Origin of the sequence: Spirosoma sordidisoli (assembly GCF_004138325.1) — a bacterium.
Classification (GTDB): Bacteria; Bacteroidota; Bacteroidia; order Cytophagales; family Spirosomataceae; genus Spirosoma; species Spirosoma sordidisoli.
In genome coordinates, this window is record NZ_SBLB01000001.1 from 745,403 (window position 1) to 764,233 (window position 18,831).

17 protein-coding genes are annotated in these 18,831 nt (G+C 55.3%); 7 read left to right on the forward strand and 10 right to left on the reverse strand.

What is annotated here, in order from left to right; all coding sequences use genetic code 11:
• Positions 1 to 51: 51 nt before the first annotated feature.
• Positions 52 to 876, reverse strand: coding sequence for an orotidine-5'-phosphate decarboxylase (gene pyrF / locus EQG79_RS03280; RefSeq protein ID WP_077920262.1), 825 nt, complete (start codon positions 874 to 876; stop codon positions 52 to 54).
• A 109-nt stretch (positions 877 to 985) separates the two neighbouring features.
• On the opposite strand from pyrF, the gene rfbC reads away from it, so the two are divergent.
• A complete protein-coding gene (rfbC, locus tag EQG79_RS03285) occupies positions 986 to 1,531 on the forward strand; it encodes a dTDP-4-dehydrorhamnose 3,5-epimerase (protein WP_077920263.1) in 546 nt (181 codons plus the stop codon).
• Between the two features lie 30 nt (positions 1,532 to 1,561).
• On the opposite strand, the gene EQG79_RS03290 is transcribed toward rfbC, so the two are convergent.
• A complete protein-coding gene (locus tag EQG79_RS03290; protein ID WP_077920264.1) occupies positions 1,562 to 2,254 on the reverse strand; it encodes a type 1 glutamine amidotransferase domain-containing protein in 693 nt (230 codons plus the stop codon).
• Positions 2,255 to 2,343: 89 nt separating this feature from the next.
• Positions 2,344 to 3,849 carry a 4Fe-4S binding protein gene (locus tag EQG79_RS03295; RefSeq protein ID WP_129599890.1) on the reverse strand — a complete coding sequence of 502 codons (1,506 nt, stop codon included), beginning with the start codon at positions 3,847 to 3,849 and terminating at the stop codon, positions 2,344 to 2,346.
• 225 nt (positions 3,850 to 4,074) lie between these two features.
• Here EQG79_RS03295 and EQG79_RS03300 point away from each other — a divergent pair, with 225 nt between their 5' ends.
• Entirely contained in the window at positions 4,075 to 4,470 is a 396-nt protein-coding gene (locus EQG79_RS03300) for a hypothetical protein (RefSeq protein WP_077920266.1), read from the forward strand.
• 69 nt (positions 4,471 to 4,539) lie between these two features.
• Here the strand turns inward: EQG79_RS03300 and EQG79_RS03305 are convergent, their stop codons facing one another.
• The 3 genes from EQG79_RS03305 to EQG79_RS03315 form a co-directional block, all read right to left on the reverse strand.
• On the reverse strand, positions 4,540 to 6,201 hold the full coding sequence (locus EQG79_RS03305; RefSeq protein ID WP_129599892.1) for a hypothetical protein: 1,662 nt from the start codon (positions 6,199 to 6,201) through the stop codon (positions 4,540 to 4,542).
• 90 nt (positions 6,202 to 6,291) lie between these two features.
• Positions 6,292 to 7,314 carry a DUF6807 domain-containing protein gene (locus EQG79_RS03310; protein ID WP_129599894.1) on the reverse strand — a complete coding sequence of 341 codons (1,023 nt, stop codon included), beginning with the start codon at positions 7,312 to 7,314 and terminating at the stop codon, positions 6,292 to 6,294.
• A 136-nt stretch (positions 7,315 to 7,450) separates the two neighbouring features.
• A complete protein-coding gene (locus tag EQG79_RS03315; protein WP_129599896.1) occupies positions 7,451 to 8,071 on the reverse strand; it encodes a hypothetical protein in 621 nt (206 codons plus the stop codon).
• A 307-nt stretch (positions 8,072 to 8,378) separates the two neighbouring features.
• On the opposite strand from EQG79_RS03315, the gene aat reads away from it, so the two are divergent.
• The 4 genes from aat (at position 8,379) to EQG79_RS03335 (ending at position 12,269) form a co-directional block, all read left to right on the forward strand.
• Entirely contained in the window at positions 8,379 to 9,008 is a 630-nt protein-coding gene (gene aat, locus EQG79_RS03320) for a leucyl/phenylalanyl-tRNA--protein transferase (RefSeq protein WP_077920509.1), read from the forward strand.
• Positions 9,009 to 9,062: 54 nt separating this feature from the next.
• Complete coding sequence (gene proB, locus EQG79_RS03325; RefSeq protein WP_129599898.1) at positions 9,063 to 10,097, forward strand: glutamate 5-kinase; 1,035 nt, start codon at positions 9,063 to 9,065, stop codon at positions 10,095 to 10,097.
• 2 nt (positions 10,098 to 10,099) lie between these two features.
• Complete coding sequence (locus EQG79_RS03330) at positions 10,100 to 11,350, forward strand: glutamate-5-semialdehyde dehydrogenase (protein ID WP_077920271.1); 1,251 nt, start codon at positions 10,100 to 10,102, stop codon at positions 11,348 to 11,350.
• 112 nt (positions 11,351 to 11,462) lie between these two features.
• The gene (locus EQG79_RS03335; protein ID WP_129599900.1) at positions 11,463 to 12,269 is read left to right on the forward strand and encodes a hypothetical protein; all 807 of its coding nucleotides are present in this window, start codon (positions 11,463 to 11,465) and stop codon (positions 12,267 to 12,269) included.
• A gap of 105 nt (positions 12,270 to 12,374) precedes the next feature.
• Here the strand turns inward: EQG79_RS03335 and EQG79_RS03340 are convergent, their stop codons facing one another.
• Both EQG79_RS03340 and EQG79_RS03345 read right to left on the reverse strand, forming a co-directional pair.
• A complete protein-coding gene (locus tag EQG79_RS03340; RefSeq protein ID WP_129599902.1) occupies positions 12,375 to 13,739 on the reverse strand; it encodes a TrpB-like pyridoxal phosphate-dependent enzyme in 1,365 nt (454 codons plus the stop codon).
• Between the two features lie 55 nt (positions 13,740 to 13,794).
• Positions 13,795 to 15,261, reverse strand: coding sequence for a gluconokinase (locus tag EQG79_RS03345; protein ID WP_129599904.1), 1,467 nt, complete (start codon positions 15,259 to 15,261; stop codon positions 13,795 to 13,797).
• Positions 15,262 to 15,393: 132 nt separating this feature from the next.
• On the opposite strand from EQG79_RS03345, the gene EQG79_RS03350 reads away from it, so the two are divergent.
• A complete protein-coding gene (locus tag EQG79_RS03350; protein ID WP_129599906.1) occupies positions 15,394 to 16,947 on the forward strand; it encodes an FG-GAP repeat domain-containing protein in 1,554 nt (517 codons plus the stop codon).
• Here EQG79_RS03350 and EQG79_RS03355 read toward each other — a convergent pair.
• Both EQG79_RS03355 and EQG79_RS03360 read right to left on the reverse strand, forming a co-directional pair.
• Positions 16,939 to 17,766 carry an amidohydrolase family protein gene (locus EQG79_RS03355; protein ID WP_077920276.1) on the reverse strand — a complete coding sequence of 276 codons (828 nt, stop codon included), beginning with the start codon at positions 17,764 to 17,766 and terminating at the stop codon, positions 16,939 to 16,941. The two genes, EQG79_RS03350 and EQG79_RS03355, sit on opposite strands and share 9 nt — an antisense overlap.
• Positions 17,767 to 17,944: 178 nt before the next feature.
• Entirely contained in the window at positions 17,945 to 18,799 is an 855-nt protein-coding gene (locus EQG79_RS03360) for a fumarylacetoacetate hydrolase family protein (RefSeq protein WP_077920277.1), read from the reverse strand.
• Positions 18,800 to 18,831: the final 32 nt, after the last annotated feature.

The window sequence follows — 18,831 nt, forward strand, 5'->3', positions numbered from 1 at the left end:
AAAAAGTCAGTTACTGCAAATATACACAAACCTGAAATTAGCTCACTACCCTTAACGTATTGCCTGTAAATGACGGGCCATTTCCTGTTGCAGACTCACAGCCTCGGCCCGCGCCCGCCTGGCAAAGTCGGTACCGCCGGATGCGTACAGGATACTGCGCGATGCATTGACAAGCAGTCCGCCGTCGGTTGTCAGCCCATAGCGCGATACATCTTCCAGCGACCCTCCCTGCGCCCCTACCCCCGGCACGAGCAGAAAATTTTTGGGAGCCAGCTGCCGGATACGTCCTAACTCAGCGGCCTGGGTGGCGCCCACGACAAACATGATCCGGTCAGGGCCTGCCCAGCTGTTGGCGGTTTCTATAACGGCTTCGAACAGTTCCTGCTCGCCCAGGCTTTGCCGCTGAAAATCAGCACTCCCCGGATTAGACGTCAGAGCCAGCAAAATGACCCATTTTCCTTCGTAGTCGAGAAAAGGCGTTACGGAATCGTGGCCCATATAGGGCGCTACGGTAATGGAGTCGAAATGGAGCCCGGCGGCTGCAGGGTCAAAAAACGCCCGCGCATACAGGCCCGACGTATTGCCAATATCGCCCCGTTTGGCATCGGCAATGGTGAAGCAGTTGGCCGGGATATAATCGAGCGTTTTCTGCAGACTTTCCCAGCCCCGGGGGCCCTGTGCTTCGTAAAAAGCAATGTTGGGTTTATAGGCCACCGCGAGGTCGGCCGTGGCATCTATGATGGCCCGATTAAACGCAAAAACCGGATCGGGTTCTGTCAGCAGGTGATGGGGCAGCTTCTTGAGGTCAGTATCGAGGCCGACGCATAGGTAAGATTGCTTCTGTGCAATCTGTTCGCTTAACTCCTGGTAGGTCATTCTGATAAAAAAGCCATAGACTAAATAGCTTCCGCCCAAAAGTACGAACTACCAGTCCGGTTTCATACATTTGTAGAAGTCTCCTGTATTCGTATCTACCAAATCTCCTATGCAAGTTCGGCAAACGGCCATTGAGGGCCTGATAGAACTGATTCCACGCGTTTTTGACGATGAGCGTGGTTATTTCTTCGAATCATACAACAAGCCCATGTTTGCATCGCTGGGCTTACCCATGGACTTCGTTCAGGACAACCAGTCGTTTTCTGTGAAGGGGGTACTGCGTGGTCTGCACATGCAGAACGAGCCATTTGCTCAGGGAAAACTGGTTCGTGTCATTACCGGTCAGGTGCTTGACGTAGCCGTTGACCTCCGCCCCGATTCGCCTACGTTTGGCCAGTACGAAACGTTTCTGCTGGATGCGCGTCTGGCGAACATGGCTTACATTCCGGAAGGATTTGCCCACGGATTTGTGGCCCTCGAAGACAGTATTTTCAGCTATAAATGCACGAATGTCTACAACAAAGGGGCCGAATCGGGAATTCGGTGGGACGACCCCGACTTGAATATCGACTGGGGTGTCAGCAATCCTATCGTTTCCGAAAAAGATCAGGAATTAAAGTTGCTGCGGGAGGTTTTCCCGAACGTAGTGGTCTAGAACAGGAGGCACGGTACATACCGTGCCTTTTTATTTTTCATACATTTCTTCCATCACTTTCCGCCCTACTTTACGCGCCGACAGCGGGTTCTGGCCCGTTACCAGTCGTTCGTCTACCTCAATGTAGGGCAGAAATGGAATGATGCTTTTGCTATAAAGCGCGTTTTTCTGGCGCAGCGCATCTTCAAGTAGAAACGGCACCTCTTCATCGAGCCGAACGAGTTTTTCTTCCATGTTGGAGAAGCCGGTTATCTGCCGGTTATTCACCAGCAAAGACCCATCGGATAACTGCACGTTCAGGAGGCCGCATACGCCGTGGCAAACGGCGGCTACCATCCCCCCGTTTTCGTAGATATCCCGGGTAATTTCCAGCAACCGCGGGTTGTTCGGAAAATCCCACATGGTCCCGTGCCCACCCGTCAAGTACAGAATCTGATAGTTGGCCGGTTCTACGTCGTCGAGCCGGATCGAATTGTCGAGTTTATCCCTGAATACAGGGTTACTGTACCATTTTTCGTTGACGGTATCGCGCCGGTCCATACTTTTCTCATCGATCGGGACGGGACCGCCCAGGGGACTGGCTATGTCGTAGGGCAGGTTACGGTCAGCCAGCTCATCATAAAAATGAGTGGCCTCGCTAAGCCATAATCCTGTTTTGTGCGGTTTGGTCGGATAATCGGTGTGATTGGTACACACGATCAGCGCGCGATAGATAGGGTCCATAGAGGGGCGGGTCTCGGTTATCGGTAGGCGGTAAAGTTAAGCGTGTTACACGAATCCAGCACAGGCTGTCAAAAAACTGGCAGGTCTGCTTATATCTTCCGCGTCGATACAGGACCCAGTTCCAGATTTAACACGCCCCGCGGACAAACGGCGGAGCAGATGCCGCACCCTACGCAGGACGAGCGCACTATATCCTGACCGCGCTGGGCATAGGCCCGCACGTCGATTCCCATTTCACAATAAGCCGAGCAATTGCCGCAGGATATACACTGACCACCGTTGGTCGTAATACGAAACCGGGACTTAAACCGCTGTACCAGACCCAGATAAGCCGCCAGCGGACAACCAAACCGGCACCATACCCGGTTGCCCATCAGCGGGTAGAAACCGGTCCCAACAACCCCGGCAAACAGGGAGCCAATGTAAAAACCATAGGCCGAGCGCACGGAATAACTATCCAGAAAGCCCAGTATGGCAGGCTGTCCGGTAAAATAGGTATACAGCACCAGCAGGGTCATGCCAACTGCAAATACCAGCACACTATGCACAATTACCCGCTCTGCCTTCCAGGCTTTCAGGCTCTTGTCTGACAGATGGCGGTAAGGATCTCCCAGTGTTTCGGCCAGGCCGCCACAACCACACACCCACGAGCAGTACCAGCGCTTACCCAGGAAATACGTCAGTACAGGCACCGCCACCAGGGCCAGCACAATACCCCAGACCAGCATAAAGATGCCAAGTGAGCCGGCCTGTAGCTTTTCATTGATGCGGTAATCGAAGAAAAAGGTATAGTCTAAAGGCCATATATTCTTCAGATCCTGATAAGGCTGGTTGAGCCGCTGCATGATTTCCGGAATCAGGAAGGCAAAGCTTACCTGAAAAAACATGACCGATACCGTGCGTAACTGCTGATAGCGGCTGTGCCGGTAGTTGACCAGCATGCGCACTCCCATGACCAGAATAACGAGGGTGTACAGAAACCCGTACAGAAACCACCGACTGGCCGCACCAGCGTTCAGGGCGCGACTAATAGGATCGACCAGTAGCACCCAGTTGGTCAGGTATTCGGGGTAAAAGTAAAGCGCTATGTAGAAACCAATCAGAAAAACGCCCACGCTGATCCCGATCCAGCCCCGGTCAGTAGCCGGGTGCCGGTATTGTCGGTTGTTGTCGATGCCGGGGAGCCGTTTCAGCCCCGTCAGCGCATAAACCAGCCCGCCGAGGGTAGCCAGCCCCAGACTCAGCCAGAACCAAAGCCAGACCTTACCGTCGTGTAATACCCCCAGCGAGGCATTTTTTGTTATGTCGAAAACGTAGTCGTCGTAAATGACTTTATCCCACGCCTTCTGCGCCCTTACCTCCTCATTGTACGCGTTGACAGCTCCCCGAAAGTCGCTGATAAAGGACCAGTTGTTGGTATATACTTTGTTGGCCATGAACGCGGTCCGCTGGCGCAGGATGTCGCGGTGCTCAGGTTTTACTGACGCATCGAGTATAGAATCCGTGAGCTGGAACTGGCTCAGGGTCAATGTAAAAATCCAGAGGGCAAATCCGGTCAGGAAAAGGGATAACCCCAGCCATTTGATGCGTGTCATGGTTGAGCAGATTTCAGACCTGAAAGTTACTGTAATTGTGCAATGCTTTTTGTATCCGGCCAATTGAGTTTTTATCCAGACGAATTAAACCTTTTTTGTACTATACCACTCTAATCATCGGCCAAACGACCATTTGACAGATTAAAATTTTACAACAGCAGGACTTAACCAACTATTAACTCAATAGGATCAGTATATTTGTCCAAACCGTAATGTACATATTCCATGAAAACCATCACCTATGAGTCGCTCCGGGCCGAGCATGCCTGGATGATCGTTTCAGATCAGCTTCAGCAGCGTAATAACATGCTGGCCAAAAGCATTTCTTACATGGAGCGCGACCCGGCCGAGCTGCCAATGGCCAGCCGGCTCATGATTCTGCGCTATCACCTCAAAATGAGTTTGCGGCAACTGACTCACGAGGCCCGTCAGACTAGCCGGTCGACCCAGGAAGTAGCTCAGCTGCATCAGCAATGGCTGCATGTTCACCAGTTATTCTTTCTGCTCCGACAGATCGATCGTGAGCTAAACCGGGCTACCGGCGAGAACGATACCTTACGCAACTGGATGCATCAGCTTGAAGGCCGCGTGTATCGATCAGCCCTTGTCCATCTGAATTAATACGAACCAGCCACAAAAAAGCGATACACCATGTATGGATGTATCGCTTTTTTGTGGCTGGTACATACCTTATCGAATTCTCGTAACCACAATAGTTACACACTTAGGCTGGCATTCGTTGGTTTTGGGGGCCTCCGCCACCGGGGTTACCGGAACCACGGGAGCTACCGGAACCACGGGAGCCTGGTTATCGGGCTGTTTGACCGGGACCGGGGTCGGGGTAACAGGTGGGACTATAACCTCCGTAACGGGCGAATTTATGGTTTCCGTTACCGGACCATTGGGAGACGTGGATATCCACTCGATTTCGAGCCACCCGTTTACACGAGGCCCATCAGGGGCGGGCTGCAGCTCGATCTGCCCAATATTCTGGCTCATCCAGTTCTCATTCTTACTCAGATCGATCTCATAGGTATGGTACTGCCCGTCGTTGTCGAGCGCGAAATTCATTCGCCGATCATCCGTCCGCAGGAGAGCAACGTCATCTGGCCGGCGCCAGCTCAGGCGAAAAGGAGACTTAGTATCCTGACTCTCGTTGTTTCTGAATGCCGCCCGAATGTATATCTTGGGCACCTCCCTACCCTTCCAGAATACGAATGGCGATTTGATATGGTTATTGGGCGTGTTGTTCAGCAACACCCGTAGCTTACCATTAATTGGCCAGCCCGTATCCTGCGTATTGTAGTAATACCAGCCTTTACGCGACGTATCGAACCGATAGTTTGGACCGGCAACGGGGCGCGGCTGCGCGTACACGTACGATCGAATTTCGTTCAGATGCCCCACGATCAACGCGTAATCCCACTCATGGACAATATTATGATCGAGTAAAACGAAGTTGGTGGCAGCAATGTATGACGCAACCTGGCTATATTCATCGCCGTCCAGATCGGAACCGAAGTAGCCTTTCTTCCAGTCGTAATTGTTGGGTACATACAAGCCGACTCCATACTGGTTCACGTTGGTTGAGGCCATCCAGGGTTCGGTTGGATACACGTCGCCAAAGGGAACCCGCTCTTTGGGCGGCACGGGACGAATAACATCAGCAGAAGCGTTTGTAAACGGGTCGTTGCCTTTGTAGTACCACATGTTATGGTATTCGCCGTTCAGGTAAACACAGGGCATCTCCTGCTGACGGGCCTCGTACTGTGTCTTGTCATTTCGGGAAAGCACCACACGGGCATGTACTTTAACCACGTTTCCCTCCAGCCTGATCCAGTGTTCAATGGTGGCTTCTCCGTCTTCGTTGTTAAGGGCAAACTGCTTGGGTACGCACTTTACATAGAGCAGGTTATCCTGCTTCTCGAACGCCGTAACCCGGGATGGATTATTGTAGGTATCACCGGCCTGAATGGGATCCCAGCCCAGACCGGTCCAGGCCGGCGCCCCGTTCTTCGAGTAGTCGAGCGGACCGCCGTACAACGCAATCTGTACCTGTCGACCCAGATCGGCATTGTTGATCATGTTGCGGGTACTGACTTTTCCGCCCTGGTCGTTCCGAAACGCCAGGTAGGTCATAGCCCCGCCGTAATTTAAATCGATACCGACTTCGACCTTATCATTTTTTATGGTGTGCAACCCGTCCAGCGAAGTACCAACCCGGGTTCTGGGGGGTGCATATTTCGTTGTCGTGGCACGCGGCTGCGCCGATAGTGACCCCCAGGCAATCAGGCAGGCAAAGAGACTACTACAAACGCGTGAGTACAGATTGAGAGAGAGCGTACAAGACATGCGGAACTTAACACATTTACGGGGTACGAAAACCCCCTGGTCAAATTATATGCCAAAGTACGCCTTTGTTTCAGAGCGGTTTGTAATTATTTACCAGTCGGTTGGCTGAACCCTGGCCGACGTTTTTCCCTTACCCGACTCAACAAGCAATCGATACCGGAACGTGACGGATTTGCCCGGGTCCAGTGTATAATTCATAGCCGGTGCTTTCCCATTTGTAAACACGCTAGGGCCCAGCGGATTAGCCGCAAAAAGGCCGTAACCCCTGGCGTGCCAGTAGGTCGGATAACCTACATTTTTGGGATGATCGAGCAGGGTAACTACCAGATTCTCAGAACCAATAACCCCCGACAGCGCAACCGAGTTAGCCCGCGTACCCCATACAGCATCCCCTTCTTTGTTCTCACTGCTCCGGTAAAGACCCGTTACGCCGGTATTGTCCAGCAGGGGCACTTTAGTAGCTACGCCCTGCGCATCGGTAAACACCTCTGGCTTGGTAGAAGGCTGTTCCAGCTGGCGCGCTACCCGGAGGGCAATCATCCCTTCTTTGTTGTCTTTGAAGACCACCTCTTTCCCGGCCGCCGTAAGCGTGGTTATACGGTCAATGGTACGACTGTCGGCGCTGGCCCCAAACCGGAAAGTAGTCGTTTCGCGCAGCATCAGCTGATTATCCTTGTCGAGCCAGTCGGCGGTGACGACCAGTTCGCCCTGCCCCTTTCCGCCCTTCATCGACGTAATTCCCGTATGCAGGATCGTGCCGAACGGGCCTTTATGCTCCGGGCCTACGTCTATCGAGTTATTCCAGAAGTCATGTCCGTTTACGTCGCCGTAATTGAACCACATCCCTACATGGTGCGGATGGTCGACTCGCTCACCCGGACGCGGATCGAGCGGCCAGCCACGGGTGATTGCGTTTCCGCCCGCCGACACGATCGGGTACAGCACCGGCTTCTTCAACACGGTTGGTCCGGGGTAGATATAAGCCGTAAACGGTTTACCATCGACCGTCACCGCGACCCGTTTGGCGGCCGGGTCATGTTTAATCTGAATTTGATGGGGTTGGGCTATAACCGCAGAGGCTGTCAGCAGAAGCAGGCATGCAAGTCGGAACATAAGTAGGAGAAACTAAGCTAATGATCGGTTTAGAAAGAGCAGACAAGAAAAATGCCCCGACCTAAGAAAGTCGGGGCACCTGGAATGCTACTGAAAGCGACTGACAGACTGGCCAAAAACCAATCATACGCATGACCTAATTGCCCATCAGTATTTTGTTCGTCACATCCTGATCTATCGTGATGTAGCCCGGATAGTTGATCTGTCCACCCAGCAGATCGAGTGTCGGTTTGATCCGAATGGTCAGTTTGGAAGGTTTGCTGCTCGGCGAGCCCGAGAGGTTCTGTACCAGATCGCCGAATGCGTCGCGGGTTTTGGGATCGGTCAACAGTTGGTAGGCATTGGTGTTAAGGCGAACCGGCACACGCGTTTTTCCTCCGCCGGGCTGCACCTCGATGCGCTGATTCAGAAATCCGTTGAACACCTCCTGGCCAGCCAGCAGCACCCTGTATTCCAGCTGATTGATACCGGCCAGCCGGTTTGTAGGGTTCGTGATTTCCAGATTGATGCGCGCATCCAGCGGTACGTTCCGGGTCAGCAGACCAGCCGCCAGCCGCGGAAACCGCGCGGGATTCAGGTCTTCGAGGTTGCGAAACTGTCGGACGTCGGTACCGGCCAGGTAAATGCTATCGGCCGACGCAATGGTATAGCGGCAGTCGCCGAGGGTTTTGGCCTGTGAAATCTGTTTGTTTACGCCACACTGGCTAAAGAATACGGGCAGGGTAGCAATCAGGAGCAAAGCAAATCCTTTTTTCATGTCTGGTTGTGAATCGTTTTTTGATAAACATCAGACACACCAGAAAGGGTTTAGTTTAATTCTTCCTGACAAAGACCATCTGCACCCGATCAGCTTTGGCATTTTTCCGCCGGAAGTCGACCCATTCTTTATAGGCCGATGCCGGGAAACGGCCGCTATGCATCGACACATGTCTGTCTAAACCCCTTCTCCGGCAACACCCTACCATACAGGTAATTCACTGCATAAAGCTGTGCACCACCAACAGAAAACTGCTTGATTGTCAAGTATTTTTTTATCTTTGTATCAGGACATGCCCAAGACTTTCATGAACAAGCTAACCGCCGACGACCTGATTTACGGGTACATCAACGGTATCTTCCCGATGGCCGATGCCGACGGTACGCTGTACTGGTACGCACCTGACCCGCGCGCGGTCATCCCTATCCATAGCTACAAACCCGCCCGATCGCTGCGCCCCATCCTCAATCAACAACGCTTCGACATTCGTGTCAACTGTGATTTTGAACAGGTTATGCGCTACTGCTCCCTACCCCGGTCGGCCGACGACAGTACCTGGATTTCGGAGGAAATTATAGAAGCCTATACCGAGCTACACCGGATGGGGCTGGCCCATAGCGTTGAAACGTATATGGACAACCGTTTGGTTGGCGGCTTATACGGTGTATCGCTGGGCGCTGCTTTTTTTGGCGAGTCGATGTTTCATCACGTCAACGATGCGTCGAAAGTTGCCTTTCATTACCTTATCATGACCCTCCGGGAGCAACAGTACGAACTCCTCGACACCCAGTTCATCAATGATAACGTACGGCGGTTCGGGGCCGTCGAAATTCCCAAAGCGGATTACATGAAGCAGCTCAAGTCGGCTATCCGTAAAAAAGCCCGCTTCACCGAAAACGCGTTTGAACATCTCTTCAGAAACCACGCCGGCGATTAAGCCGATACGCCCCTGAATCTGGGCTAATGCCATACTTGCGCTATCTTTGCGCGCATGACAAAACCTGTACTTGTCCTCAAATTTGGTACGGCTTCCATTACCAAACCCACCGGCGAACCCAATGAGCCCATCATGGTCGACATTGCCCGGCAGGTGGCTGCGCTGCACGCGCGCTACCGGATCGTGCTGGTTTCGTCGGGCGCAGTCGGTGCCGGCAAAGGTCTCATTAACGACTACCGGGGCGATATTACCCAGCGTAAAGCGGCCGCGGCCGTAGGGAATCTGTTGCTGCTCAACCAGTATTCCCGTTTCTTTTCCATATACGGCATCGCCATTGCCCAAAGCCTGTGTGAGCGCCACCATTTTGCCAACCGCGATCAGTTTCTGCAGCTCAAGCAAACCTACGAAGAGCTTTGGGCCAACGGCATTATTCCGATCGCCAACGAGAACGACGTAGTGAGCAACCGCGAGCTGAAGTTTTCTGACAATGATGAACTGGCTACGCTCATTGCCGTCGGTTTCGGGGCCGAAGCCCTCATGCTCTGCACCTCGGTAGGTGGTTTACTGGACGCCAACGGCCAGGTTATCCGCCGGGTCGATACCTTCGACGAGCGAATTTTCGGGGTCGTCCGCACCGACAAATCATCATTGGGGCTGGGCGGCATGGCCTCTAAACTCACCTTTGCCAAACTGGCCACGCGCATGGGCATCCGGGTCATCATCTTCGGCCTGAACGAACCCGACAGCCTCGACCGGGCGCTCAGGAGCGACCTGGGTACCGAATTCATTCCGGCAGAAACATCGCTCTCGGCCCGCAACCGGTGGCTCGTCAGCGGCTCGCTCGTGGTGGGACGCATTCGGGTCGATGCGGGTGCCGTACGCGCCCTGCAACAACGGCGGAGCCTGCTGGCCGTGGGTGTTCGGGCCATTTTGGGCGAATTCAGCACGGGCGAAATGGTCGAGATCATCGACGAACACGATACGCCCGTTGCGGTAGCCCGGGCCCGGATTTCGTCCGACGTGCTGGTTCAACAGCTTCACCAACAAAACGTTGATGTGGCGAATGCCAACGATATCGTACTTTTGTGAGTATGACACCTATTACTCCGCTCCTGCAGGCTACCCAACAGGCCGCTGCCGCCGTTCGTCGGCTCAGCTCCGATCAGAAAACCGCCCTTATCAACCGGCTCGCCGATGTGCTGGCGGCCCAGGTGGAACCGATCGTTGCCGAAAACAGCCGTGATCTGGACCGGATGGACCCCACCGACCCCAAATTTGACCGGCTCAAGCTTACCGAAAGCCGGATACAGGGGCTGGTCGATAGCCTGCGGGTGGTAGCTACCCTGCCCGATCCAACGGGCGAGGTATTGATCGATCGAACCATCGAACAGGGTCTTAGCCTCCGGAAAATTGCGGTACCGCTGGGGGTAGTAGGCGTCATTTACGAAGCCCGGCCCAACGTAACGGTCGATGTGGCGTCGCTTTGCCTGCGTTCGGGCAATGCCTGCGTCTTGAAAGGCGGCAAGGAAGCCGACTTCTCGAATCGCTACCTGGTTGGACTGATTCAGAACGTACTGGTCGAGTTTGGCGTCCCCAAAGCAGCGGTTACCCTGCTCCCCCCCGACCGGGCCGTGGTGAACGAACTGCTGACGGCAGTACGCTACGTAGACATCATCATTCCGCGCGGCTCCGAATCGCTGATTCAGTTTGTCCGGAAACACTCACTCGTGCCCACGATCGAAACCGGCGCGGGCGTTTGCCATACCTACGTAGAAGCCACCGCCGACCTGGACAAGGCAGCGCCTATCGTTGTCAACGCTAAAGTGTCGCGGCCATCGGTCTGCAACTCGCTCGATTGTGTACTCGTCGACGCAGCCGTGGCCGACCGGTTTCTGCCAATGCTTACGGCCGATTTTGCCCAATGGAATGTAGAGGTTTTTGCCGACGAACCGGCTTATACGATTTTTCAGAAAGCCGGTTATACGAACCTGCAGCCCGCCCAGCCCGACGATTTTGGCCGCGAGTTTCTGGATTATAAGTGCGCCGTCAAAGTCGTTTCCGGCCCCGACGAAGCGCTGTCGCACATACAGGCCTATTCGTCGCGCCACTCGGAAGCCATTCTGTCGCAGAATCAGCCAGTTATCGATCAATTCCTGCGCGAGGTGGATGCGGCTGCGGTATACGCCAACGCATCGACCCGTTTCACCGATGGCGGCTGCTTCGGACTGGGGGCCGAGATCGGTATTTCCACCCAGAAACTCCACGCCCGGGGTCCGTTCGCGCTGGAGAAGCTGGTCACCGAAAAATGGATCGTCACCGGCGACGGTCAGGTACGGTGGTAGGCGAAACTACCTACCGTCTGCTAAATTTAAAATCCAGTTAATCGAGTGGTTTTGACTGAAAAATGGAATAATAATAGATTGCAGCGTTCAACACATTTCAATCTATTCATCCATGAAAGTCAACGTTTCCCTGGTCGGCCTCTGTGGCCTGCTGCTGGTCTCTTCATTGTGGTCCTGCGAGGATCACCTGGTCGCTCCGCCAGCCAGTCCGCGATTTCGCCTAACAAAAATTATCCAAACCGGACTTCGGTACTACCAGTCGCACACACTTAGTTACAACACGGACGGTAACGTTAGCCAATACGTGGCTCGGGGAGGTACATCGGCTAGCAGCGCCGAGAGTTACCCGGGCGTTACTACCTTCCTACAGTACGACGCTCAGGGCCGCCTGATCACCTCGGAAACGCCAATCGTTCCGGGCAACACCACAACTGCAGGGCGAACTACCTACGACTATGATACGAAGGGAAATATGATTGCGGCAAAAAAATACTCGGCACAGGAAGGAGGTAGCTTTACGATCAACAGTCTGGTAGCGGTGGAGTACAGCAGCCAGAACCTGCCTGTCAAAACGGTTGAAACTAATTTTTATCCGGTTGGTGATGCCGTTTACACCGTAATGTACTCGTACAACGGCAATCATCTGATAAAGACTGAACGTAGCTACTCGGCAGGCCCTGTTGGCAACCCGATCACTAGCTATCAATATGACAACAAACCCAATCCTTACTACAAGCTGGGCTATACATTAGATAGGATAGGTGTGTCGCCACAGCTGATCAGCCCCAATAATGTAATTCGTCCGGATGATCAGCTTACGTATGACAACAATGGTTTGCTCATCGAACGGGTAGATTACTATAAACTGGACCTACAGCAAGGCCGAACCCACTACACATTCCAGTACGAAGCCTACTGAGTGACGCTGCTCCCGAATCACTGATGAGCAACAGGTCTATTTTTGTCATACCGGCCGGCATACCAGCTCGGCAGGGGTGACAAAAATAGACCTGACTATTGATCCTTAAGCAATTAAAGGCGTATCCAGCTCGGCGAGTGACGCCAGGATTTCCTCCTGCGTGACTTCGTGCTCCACCAGTTTGCCGGACAAATACTGCTCATAGGCCGACATGTCGAAGTGACCGTGGCCGCAGAGGTTGAACAGAATCGTTTTGGACGTTCCTTCTTCTTTGGCGATGAGCGCTTCGCGGATAACCGTCGCGATGGCGTGGTTGGCCTCGGGCGCCGGAATGATGCCTTCCGTGCGGGCAAACTTGATACCGGCGTCGAAACACTCGAGCTGGTTGAACGATTGCGCTTCGATCAGTCCGTCGCGCAGAAGCTGGCTGACGATAGCTCCCGCTCCGTGGTAACGCAGACCACCCGCGTGGATAGGTGCCGGAATGAAGTTATGGCCCAGTGTATACATCGGCAAGAGCGGAGTCATACCGACCGTGTCGCCGAGGTCGTACCGGAATACGCCCCGGGTTAGTTTGGGGCACGAAGCCGGTTCGGCCGCGATACAGCGGATGCTCTTACCCTCTTCCAGATTATAACGCAGAAACGGGAACCCAATACCGGCAAAGTTGGAGCCACCCCCAAACGGCGCCACCACAATATCCGGAAAATCACCGGCCTGCTCCAGCTGCCGGATGCACTCCAGGCCAATAACGGTCTGGTGCATGAGTACGTGATTCAGCACACTCCCCAGCGCATACTTAGTGTGTTCGTCATGCATCGCCATCTCTACGGCTTCTGAAATGGCAATACCGAGGCTTCCTGGCGAGTTGGCGTCCTGTGCCAGAATACTACGCCCGGCGTTGGTCCGGTCAGAGGGCGACGGATATACTGAGGCTCCCCAGGTATTCATCATCATTTTCCGGTACGGCTTTCCGTTGTAGCTGGCCCGCACCATGTACACTTCACACTCGATGCCGAAATGCTGACAGGCGAAACTGAGGGCACTTCCCCACTGGCCGGCACCCGTCTCGGTGGTAATTTTCGTGACCCCTTCCTGCTTGTTGTAATAAGCCTGCGGTACGGCGGTATTCGGCTTGTGCGACCCGGCCGGGCTAACTCCCTCGTATTTGTAATAGATTTTGGCGGGCGTGTCGAGCAGTTTTTCCAGCCCCGTGGCGCGGTACAGCGGGGTAGGTCGCCAGATTTTATAAATCTCCCGTACCTCTTCCGGAATAGGTACCCATTTCTCGCTAGTGACCTCCTGTTTGATCAGCTCCATCGGAAACAACGGGGCCAGCATGTCCGGCCCGATGGGTTCTTTGGTACCGGGGTGCAGCGGAGGCAGCGGCTTGTTGGGCATGTCGGCCACGATGTTGTACCACTGCTCCGGAATGTCGGATTCGGCTAAGATAAACTTTTTCTGTGCCATGTATGACTAAGGATTTAGATGGGTGGGTAAGATACGAAGACGACTACACTTTCGGTCAGGTATTCTGCGACAGACCCAGCTGCCAGCGCTTAAACACCTGCTGATAGAGCCGGTGGCGCTTTGGATCGGGCTCGTAGGTATCCCCAAACTCAACCAGCTTAGCCGCTTCGTCGAGGGTAGCTACCAGCCCCAGGGCTTTCATAGTCAGCAGGATGCCGCCCATCGAACCGCTTTCGTTGCTGGCGTTGAGCCGCACCGGAACGCCCGACATATCGGCCAGCATCTGCACCCAGAACCGCGACTGCGCGAAGCCACCATTGGCGTGGATAACGCGGGTCGGTCCGGTATGCTTCATCAGCAGTTCGTTGATGAGCATCAGGTTGAACAGTACCCCCTCCAGCGCAGCCCGCACAAAATGCGCCCGCGTATGCTGCCATTCTACGTGCAGGTAGGCACCGCGCGCGTGGGCATCCCAGAGCGGAGCCCGTTCGCCCTGCAGGTAGGGCAAAAACAGCAGGCCATCCGAACCAGGCGCAATGGCTTCGGCCTCGGCCAGCAGCACGTCGGTTTCGGCCTGCGCCAGCTTTTCGGTGACCCACTCCAGCACGTTCCCCCCGTTATTGGTCGGCCCGCCAACCACGTAGTAGTCATCGTCCAGAATGTAGCAGAACAGCCGTCCCTGCTCATCGCGGAGAGGTTTCCGAACGGTTTGCCGGATGGCCCCGCTGGTACCGATCGTGAGCGTAGTGGTTCCGCGCTTGATAGCCCCCGCCCCGAGGTTGGCCAGGCACCCGTCCGAAGCCCCGATCACTAGTGATACCGCGCTGGTCAGACCCGTACCGGCCGTTTGCCCACTCTCCCGAACCGGGTGCTGGTGGGTAGTAGGAACCGGGGTAGAGAGCTGGTCGGCCCGAATACCGGCATGGGCCAGGGCCAGCTCGCTCCACTGTCGGTTGGCCGCGTCGAACAGGCCGGTAGCGGTAGCAATGGAGTAGTCGATCGCGAACTCGCCCGTCAGCTTATGCCACAGGAACTCCTTGATCGACCCGAAACAGGCCGTCCGGCGCAACAGGCGCGGCTCGTGTTCACGCAGCCAGGCCAGCTTACAGAGCGGCACCATAGGATGCATCGGAATACCGGTCTGCTGATAGAGCTGCCGCCCCAGTTCGGCCTGGGTAGTACGGAGGTCGGACGCCTGTTGTTCAGCGCGGTTGTCAGACCAGATGATCGCGTGGCTGAGCGGTTCTCCCTGTGCATCCATGGCCAGGAGGCTATGCATCGCTGTACTGAAGGCCAGGTGGGTCATGGTATGCCCGGCCCCGGCCAGCTCCCGGTTCACTTCAGCCATCACCTGCACGAACGCCGACCAGATCTGGGCGGGGTCCTGTTCGGCAAAAACCGGTTTAGGATGAAGCGTTTCAACGGGGGCCGACGCATGCGCCAGCACCTGACTCAGGTCGGCCGACAGGGCCAGGGCTTTCACGTTGGTTGTACCGACGTCTACGCCAACAAAGCAATTCATGGAGTGTCGAAAGGGGGTTATGGTATGCTAAAGCAACGCATTTTTTCGATTTGATGTTTGTCTGGTTGTCAAAGCCGGGCTGCTGTCGGTGAGCTACCCGTTTCGGGCTTATCTTTGTAAAAAGCCATTTGTATGTCGTGGGTCCGGTTGGTAGGTGTTGTCTGTGGAAGTGTCATGCTGTTTGTGGCCTGCCAGTCTTCGAATAAAACCGACACCGCCCCTACGCCACCCGCTCCTACCCAACTCAGTGGTCAACAGCTGGCTCAGACCTACTGCGGCAGCTGCCACCTCCAGCCGGCACCGGCCTTACTTGACAAGGCCACCTGGCAAAATGGGGTGCTTCCTCAGATGGCCCTGCGCCTGGGTCAGTCGGATCGGCAAATGGAAGAAATCATGCGCTACAGCAACACCGACGAGCTGAAACGCCTGATCGAAGCCAACATATTCCCCGAACACCCAACGCTTCATCCGTCCGACTGGCAGAAGATTGTCGCCTACTATGTGGCGCAGGCCCCTGACTCGCTCCCGGCGCAGGCCCCCCATACCACTATTCAGTCAGCCTTGCCCCTGTTTACGGCTCATGCTTCCGACCGTAGCGTCGATGGTCTGATCACGCTGCTCACCTACGACTCGCTGTCGCATCGGATCTGGGCAGCCGACGCCCGCGGTAATCTATTTGCCCTCAACAAGCGCCTGCAACGGACTGATTCGCTACGAACCAGCAGCCCGGTGGTCGACCTCCGCAGCCATCCGGACGGGCGTCTCGACCTGCTGACCGTGGGTATTTTGAACCCGAACGATCAGCCCGCAGGCAGCTGGGAAACCCGGTCGGCTGATCGTAGTCGCGCACAGGCCATGCGGGTTACCAACCTGCAACGGCCCGTTCAAACAACCATAGCCGACCTCAACCGCGACGGTCGGGAAGATGCGCTGATTTGCGAATTTGGTCATCACCTGGGTAAACTCAGCTGGCACGAACAGTTGAAAACCGGGTACCGGGAACATGTACTGGACGCGGTTCCTGGCGCCCGCGTAGCCTACGTGCGGGATGTGAACCACGACCAGTGGCCCGATGTGGTGGCGTTACTGACGCAGGGCGACGAGCAGGTGGCGGTGTACTACAACCAGCGAAACGGCTCGTTCCGCAAAGAAACCGTGCTTCGCTTTCCGCCGGTTTATGGCTCCAGCTACCTCGAGCTGATCGATCTGGACCGGGATGGCGACGACGACCTGATCTACACCAACGGCGACAACGCCGACTATTCGCTGGTGCTGAAGCCTTACCACGGCATCCGCATTTTCCAGAACGACGGCCGGTTCCGGTTTCGGCAAACCTGGTTTTACCCGATGCACGGAGCCAGCCAGACCGTTGTCCGGGATTTCGATCAGGACGGCGATCCCGATCTGGCAGCCATCGCCCATTTCCCCGATTTTTCGCAGCGGCCCTATGCCGGGTTTATCTATTTCGAAAACCGGGGCAGCCAGTCCTTCATGCCGCGCTCTTTTCCGGCGGCTAACCGGGGGCGCTGGCTACGACTGGCCGCGGGCGATGTGGACCAGGATGGCGACGACGACATTCTGCTGGGCTCGTTTTTTCGCCCGACGGGTCCCGGCCATACCGACTTGATGGACTACTGGCGCCGGCCCGGCAGCGGGATCATGCTACTCGAAAACAAGCTACGCTAGCCGATAAAAGCGGGTGGCGTTCTCGCCAAAGACCTTTAGGCGGACCTCGTCGCCCCAGGGTTCTACATAGTCTTCGATAATCGTTTTCACCTGGGTATAATTGGCCGCCACCAGACATACGGGCCAGTCGGAGCCGAACATCAGCCGGTCGGGACCAAAATGCTCGAAGGCAACGTCGAGGTATGGAAAAAAGTCGCGCTTACCCCAGTCCTGCCAGTCAGCTTCGGTAACCATCCCCGACAGTTTGCAGTGCACATTGGGCTGTTTGGCCATCTCCGCCATGAAGTTAGACCAGCGGTTGATGTCCCGCTTTTTGATGTATGGCTTGGCCAGATGGTCGATGACAAAATTAACTTCCGGCACCGCCCGAACCAGGTGTAGGGCGGCTTTCAACTGGCTGGGATAGATCAGGATGTCGTACGTCAGTCCAAAATCGGCCAGTTTACGGATCCCCTCTACTACGCCCGGGCGCGTCAGGAAATCGTCTGGCTCAGCCTGGGCTACATGCCGGTAGCCTTTGATGAGCGAATGCTGTGCAAAGTGAGCCAGTCGGTCAGACAGAGTCGGCGCTTGCAGATCGACCCAGCCAACAACACCTTTAACGATATCGTAGGCCCGGGCCAGCTGAACCAGAAATTCGGTCTCGGCTTCCGACTGGCTGGCCTGCACCGCCACGCAGCCGTCGACGCCGTTTTCGGCCAGTACCGGCTCCAGGTCGGCTGGTAAGAAATCGCGCCGGATGGCCGACATATCGTCGGTAATCCAGGCGTCGCGGACCGGCTCATACTGCCAGAAATGCTGATGCGAATCGATGATCATGGAAGAAACGAAATACGAGTCAGACGAGCCTGATGACGTGAAAGGTGCTGGTCATCCTGCGTTATTAATGGGAGTCTACCCTTTACTCAAGATCCTCTTCGTCATCCCGACGACAGGACCGGGCCGCCGGGATGACAAAGAAAAAACTGTTTTACAGGAACCTGATCTGACAATCCCCTCACGTATAGCTGACGGCGGTTTGCCGTTGCTCGCCCAGTCCTTCGATACCGAGCTCGATGACGTCGCCGGGTTTGAGGTAGCGGGGTGGTTTCAGACCAAGGCCTACGCCAGCGGGCGTGCCGGTCGAGATCACGTCGCCGGGGAGCAGGGTCATGAACTGACTGATGTAACTGACCAGCGTCGGCACGTTGAAAATCATATCGTCGGTGTTGGAATCCTGCAACCGCTCGCCGTTGACGCTGAGCCACAGATGCAGCGCATTGGGATCGGCAATGTCATCTTTGGTAACCAGAAACGGCCCCAGGGGCGCAAACGTATCGGCGCTTTTTCCTTTCACCCACTGCCCCCCGCGTTCAAGCTGGAAAGCCCGTTCAGAATAGTCGTTGTGCAGCGCATAGCCTGCTACGTAATCCAGCGCGTCGTCGAGTTCGACATAACTGGCCCGTTTGCCGATGACAATGGCCAGCTCGACCTCCCAGTCCGTTTTTTCGGAGCGCTTCGGAATGACCACATCGTCGTTGGGTCCGCAGAGCGCCGTGGTCGACTTGAAGAACAGGATCGGTTCAGCGGGGGTAGGTGCGTTCGTTTCGGCCGCGTGTTTGGCGTAGTTCAGCCCTACACAGACGATCTTGGAGGGTCGTTTTACGCAGGGTCCGAACCGGGCATCGGCCGAGACGACCGGACACGTGGGCGCGTGGGCCGACAGCCAATGCGCCAGCCGGTCGGGTCCGTTGCTGGCAAAAAATGACTCGTCATAATCTTCGCCAAAATGAGTAACGTCAAGGCGCTGGCCATTGGGTAGTTCAACGCCGGGGTGTTCGTGGTCGGGCAGGCCGAAGCGGAAAAGTTTCATAGTCAGTTTGTGGTCTTTCGTAAACGTATAGG

Bases quoted from the DNA above. Each gene is read 5' to 3' on its own strand.
- pyrF (WP_077920262.1), bottom strand. From the start codon at position 876: ATGACCTACCAGGAGTTAAGCGAACAGATTGCACAGAAGCAATCTTAC.
- rfbC (WP_077920263.1), top strand. From the start codon at position 986: ATGCAAGTTCGGCAAACGGCCATTGAGGGCCTGATAGAACTGATTCCA.
- EQG79_RS03290 (WP_077920264.1), bottom strand. From the start codon at position 2,254: ATGGACCCTATCTATCGCGCGCTGATCGTGTGTACCAATCACACCGAT.
- EQG79_RS03295 (WP_129599890.1), bottom strand. From the start codon at position 3,849: ATGACACGCATCAAATGGCTGGGGTTATCCCTTTTCCTGACCGGATTT.
- EQG79_RS03300 (WP_077920266.1), top strand. From the start codon at position 4,075: ATGAAAACCATCACCTATGAGTCGCTCCGGGCCGAGCATGCCTGGATG.
- EQG79_RS03305 (WP_129599892.1), bottom strand. From the start codon at position 6,201: ATGTCTTGTACGCTCTCTCTCAATCTGTACTCACGCGTTTGTAGTAGT.
- EQG79_RS03310 (WP_129599894.1), bottom strand. From the start codon at position 7,314: ATGTTCCGACTTGCATGCCTGCTTCTGCTGACAGCCTCTGCGGTTATA.
- EQG79_RS03315 (WP_129599896.1), bottom strand. From the start codon at position 8,071: ATGAAAAAAGGATTTGCTTTGCTCCTGATTGCTACCCTGCCCGTATTC.
- aat (WP_077920509.1), top strand. From the start codon at position 8,379: ATGAACAAGCTAACCGCCGACGACCTGATTTACGGGTACATCAACGGT.
- proB (WP_129599898.1), top strand. From the start codon at position 9,063: ATGACAAAACCTGTACTTGTCCTCAAATTTGGTACGGCTTCCATTACC.
- EQG79_RS03330 (WP_077920271.1), top strand. From the start codon at position 10,100: ATGACACCTATTACTCCGCTCCTGCAGGCTACCCAACAGGCCGCTGCC.
- EQG79_RS03335 (WP_129599900.1), top strand. From the start codon at position 11,463: ATGAAAGTCAACGTTTCCCTGGTCGGCCTCTGTGGCCTGCTGCTGGTC.
- EQG79_RS03340 (WP_129599902.1), bottom strand. From the start codon at position 13,739: ATGGCACAGAAAAAGTTTATCTTAGCCGAATCCGACATTCCGGAGCAG.
- EQG79_RS03345 (WP_129599904.1), bottom strand. From the start codon at position 15,261: ATGAATTGCTTTGTTGGCGTAGACGTCGGTACAACCAACGTGAAAGCC.
- EQG79_RS03350 (WP_129599906.1), top strand. From the start codon at position 15,394: ATGTCGTGGGTCCGGTTGGTAGGTGTTGTCTGTGGAAGTGTCATGCTG.
- EQG79_RS03355 (WP_077920276.1), bottom strand. From the start codon at position 17,766: ATGATCATCGATTCGCATCAGCATTTCTGGCAGTATGAGCCGGTCCGC.
- EQG79_RS03360 (WP_077920277.1), bottom strand. From the start codon at position 18,799: ATGAAACTTTTCCGCTTCGGCCTGCCCGACCACGAACACCCCGGCGTT.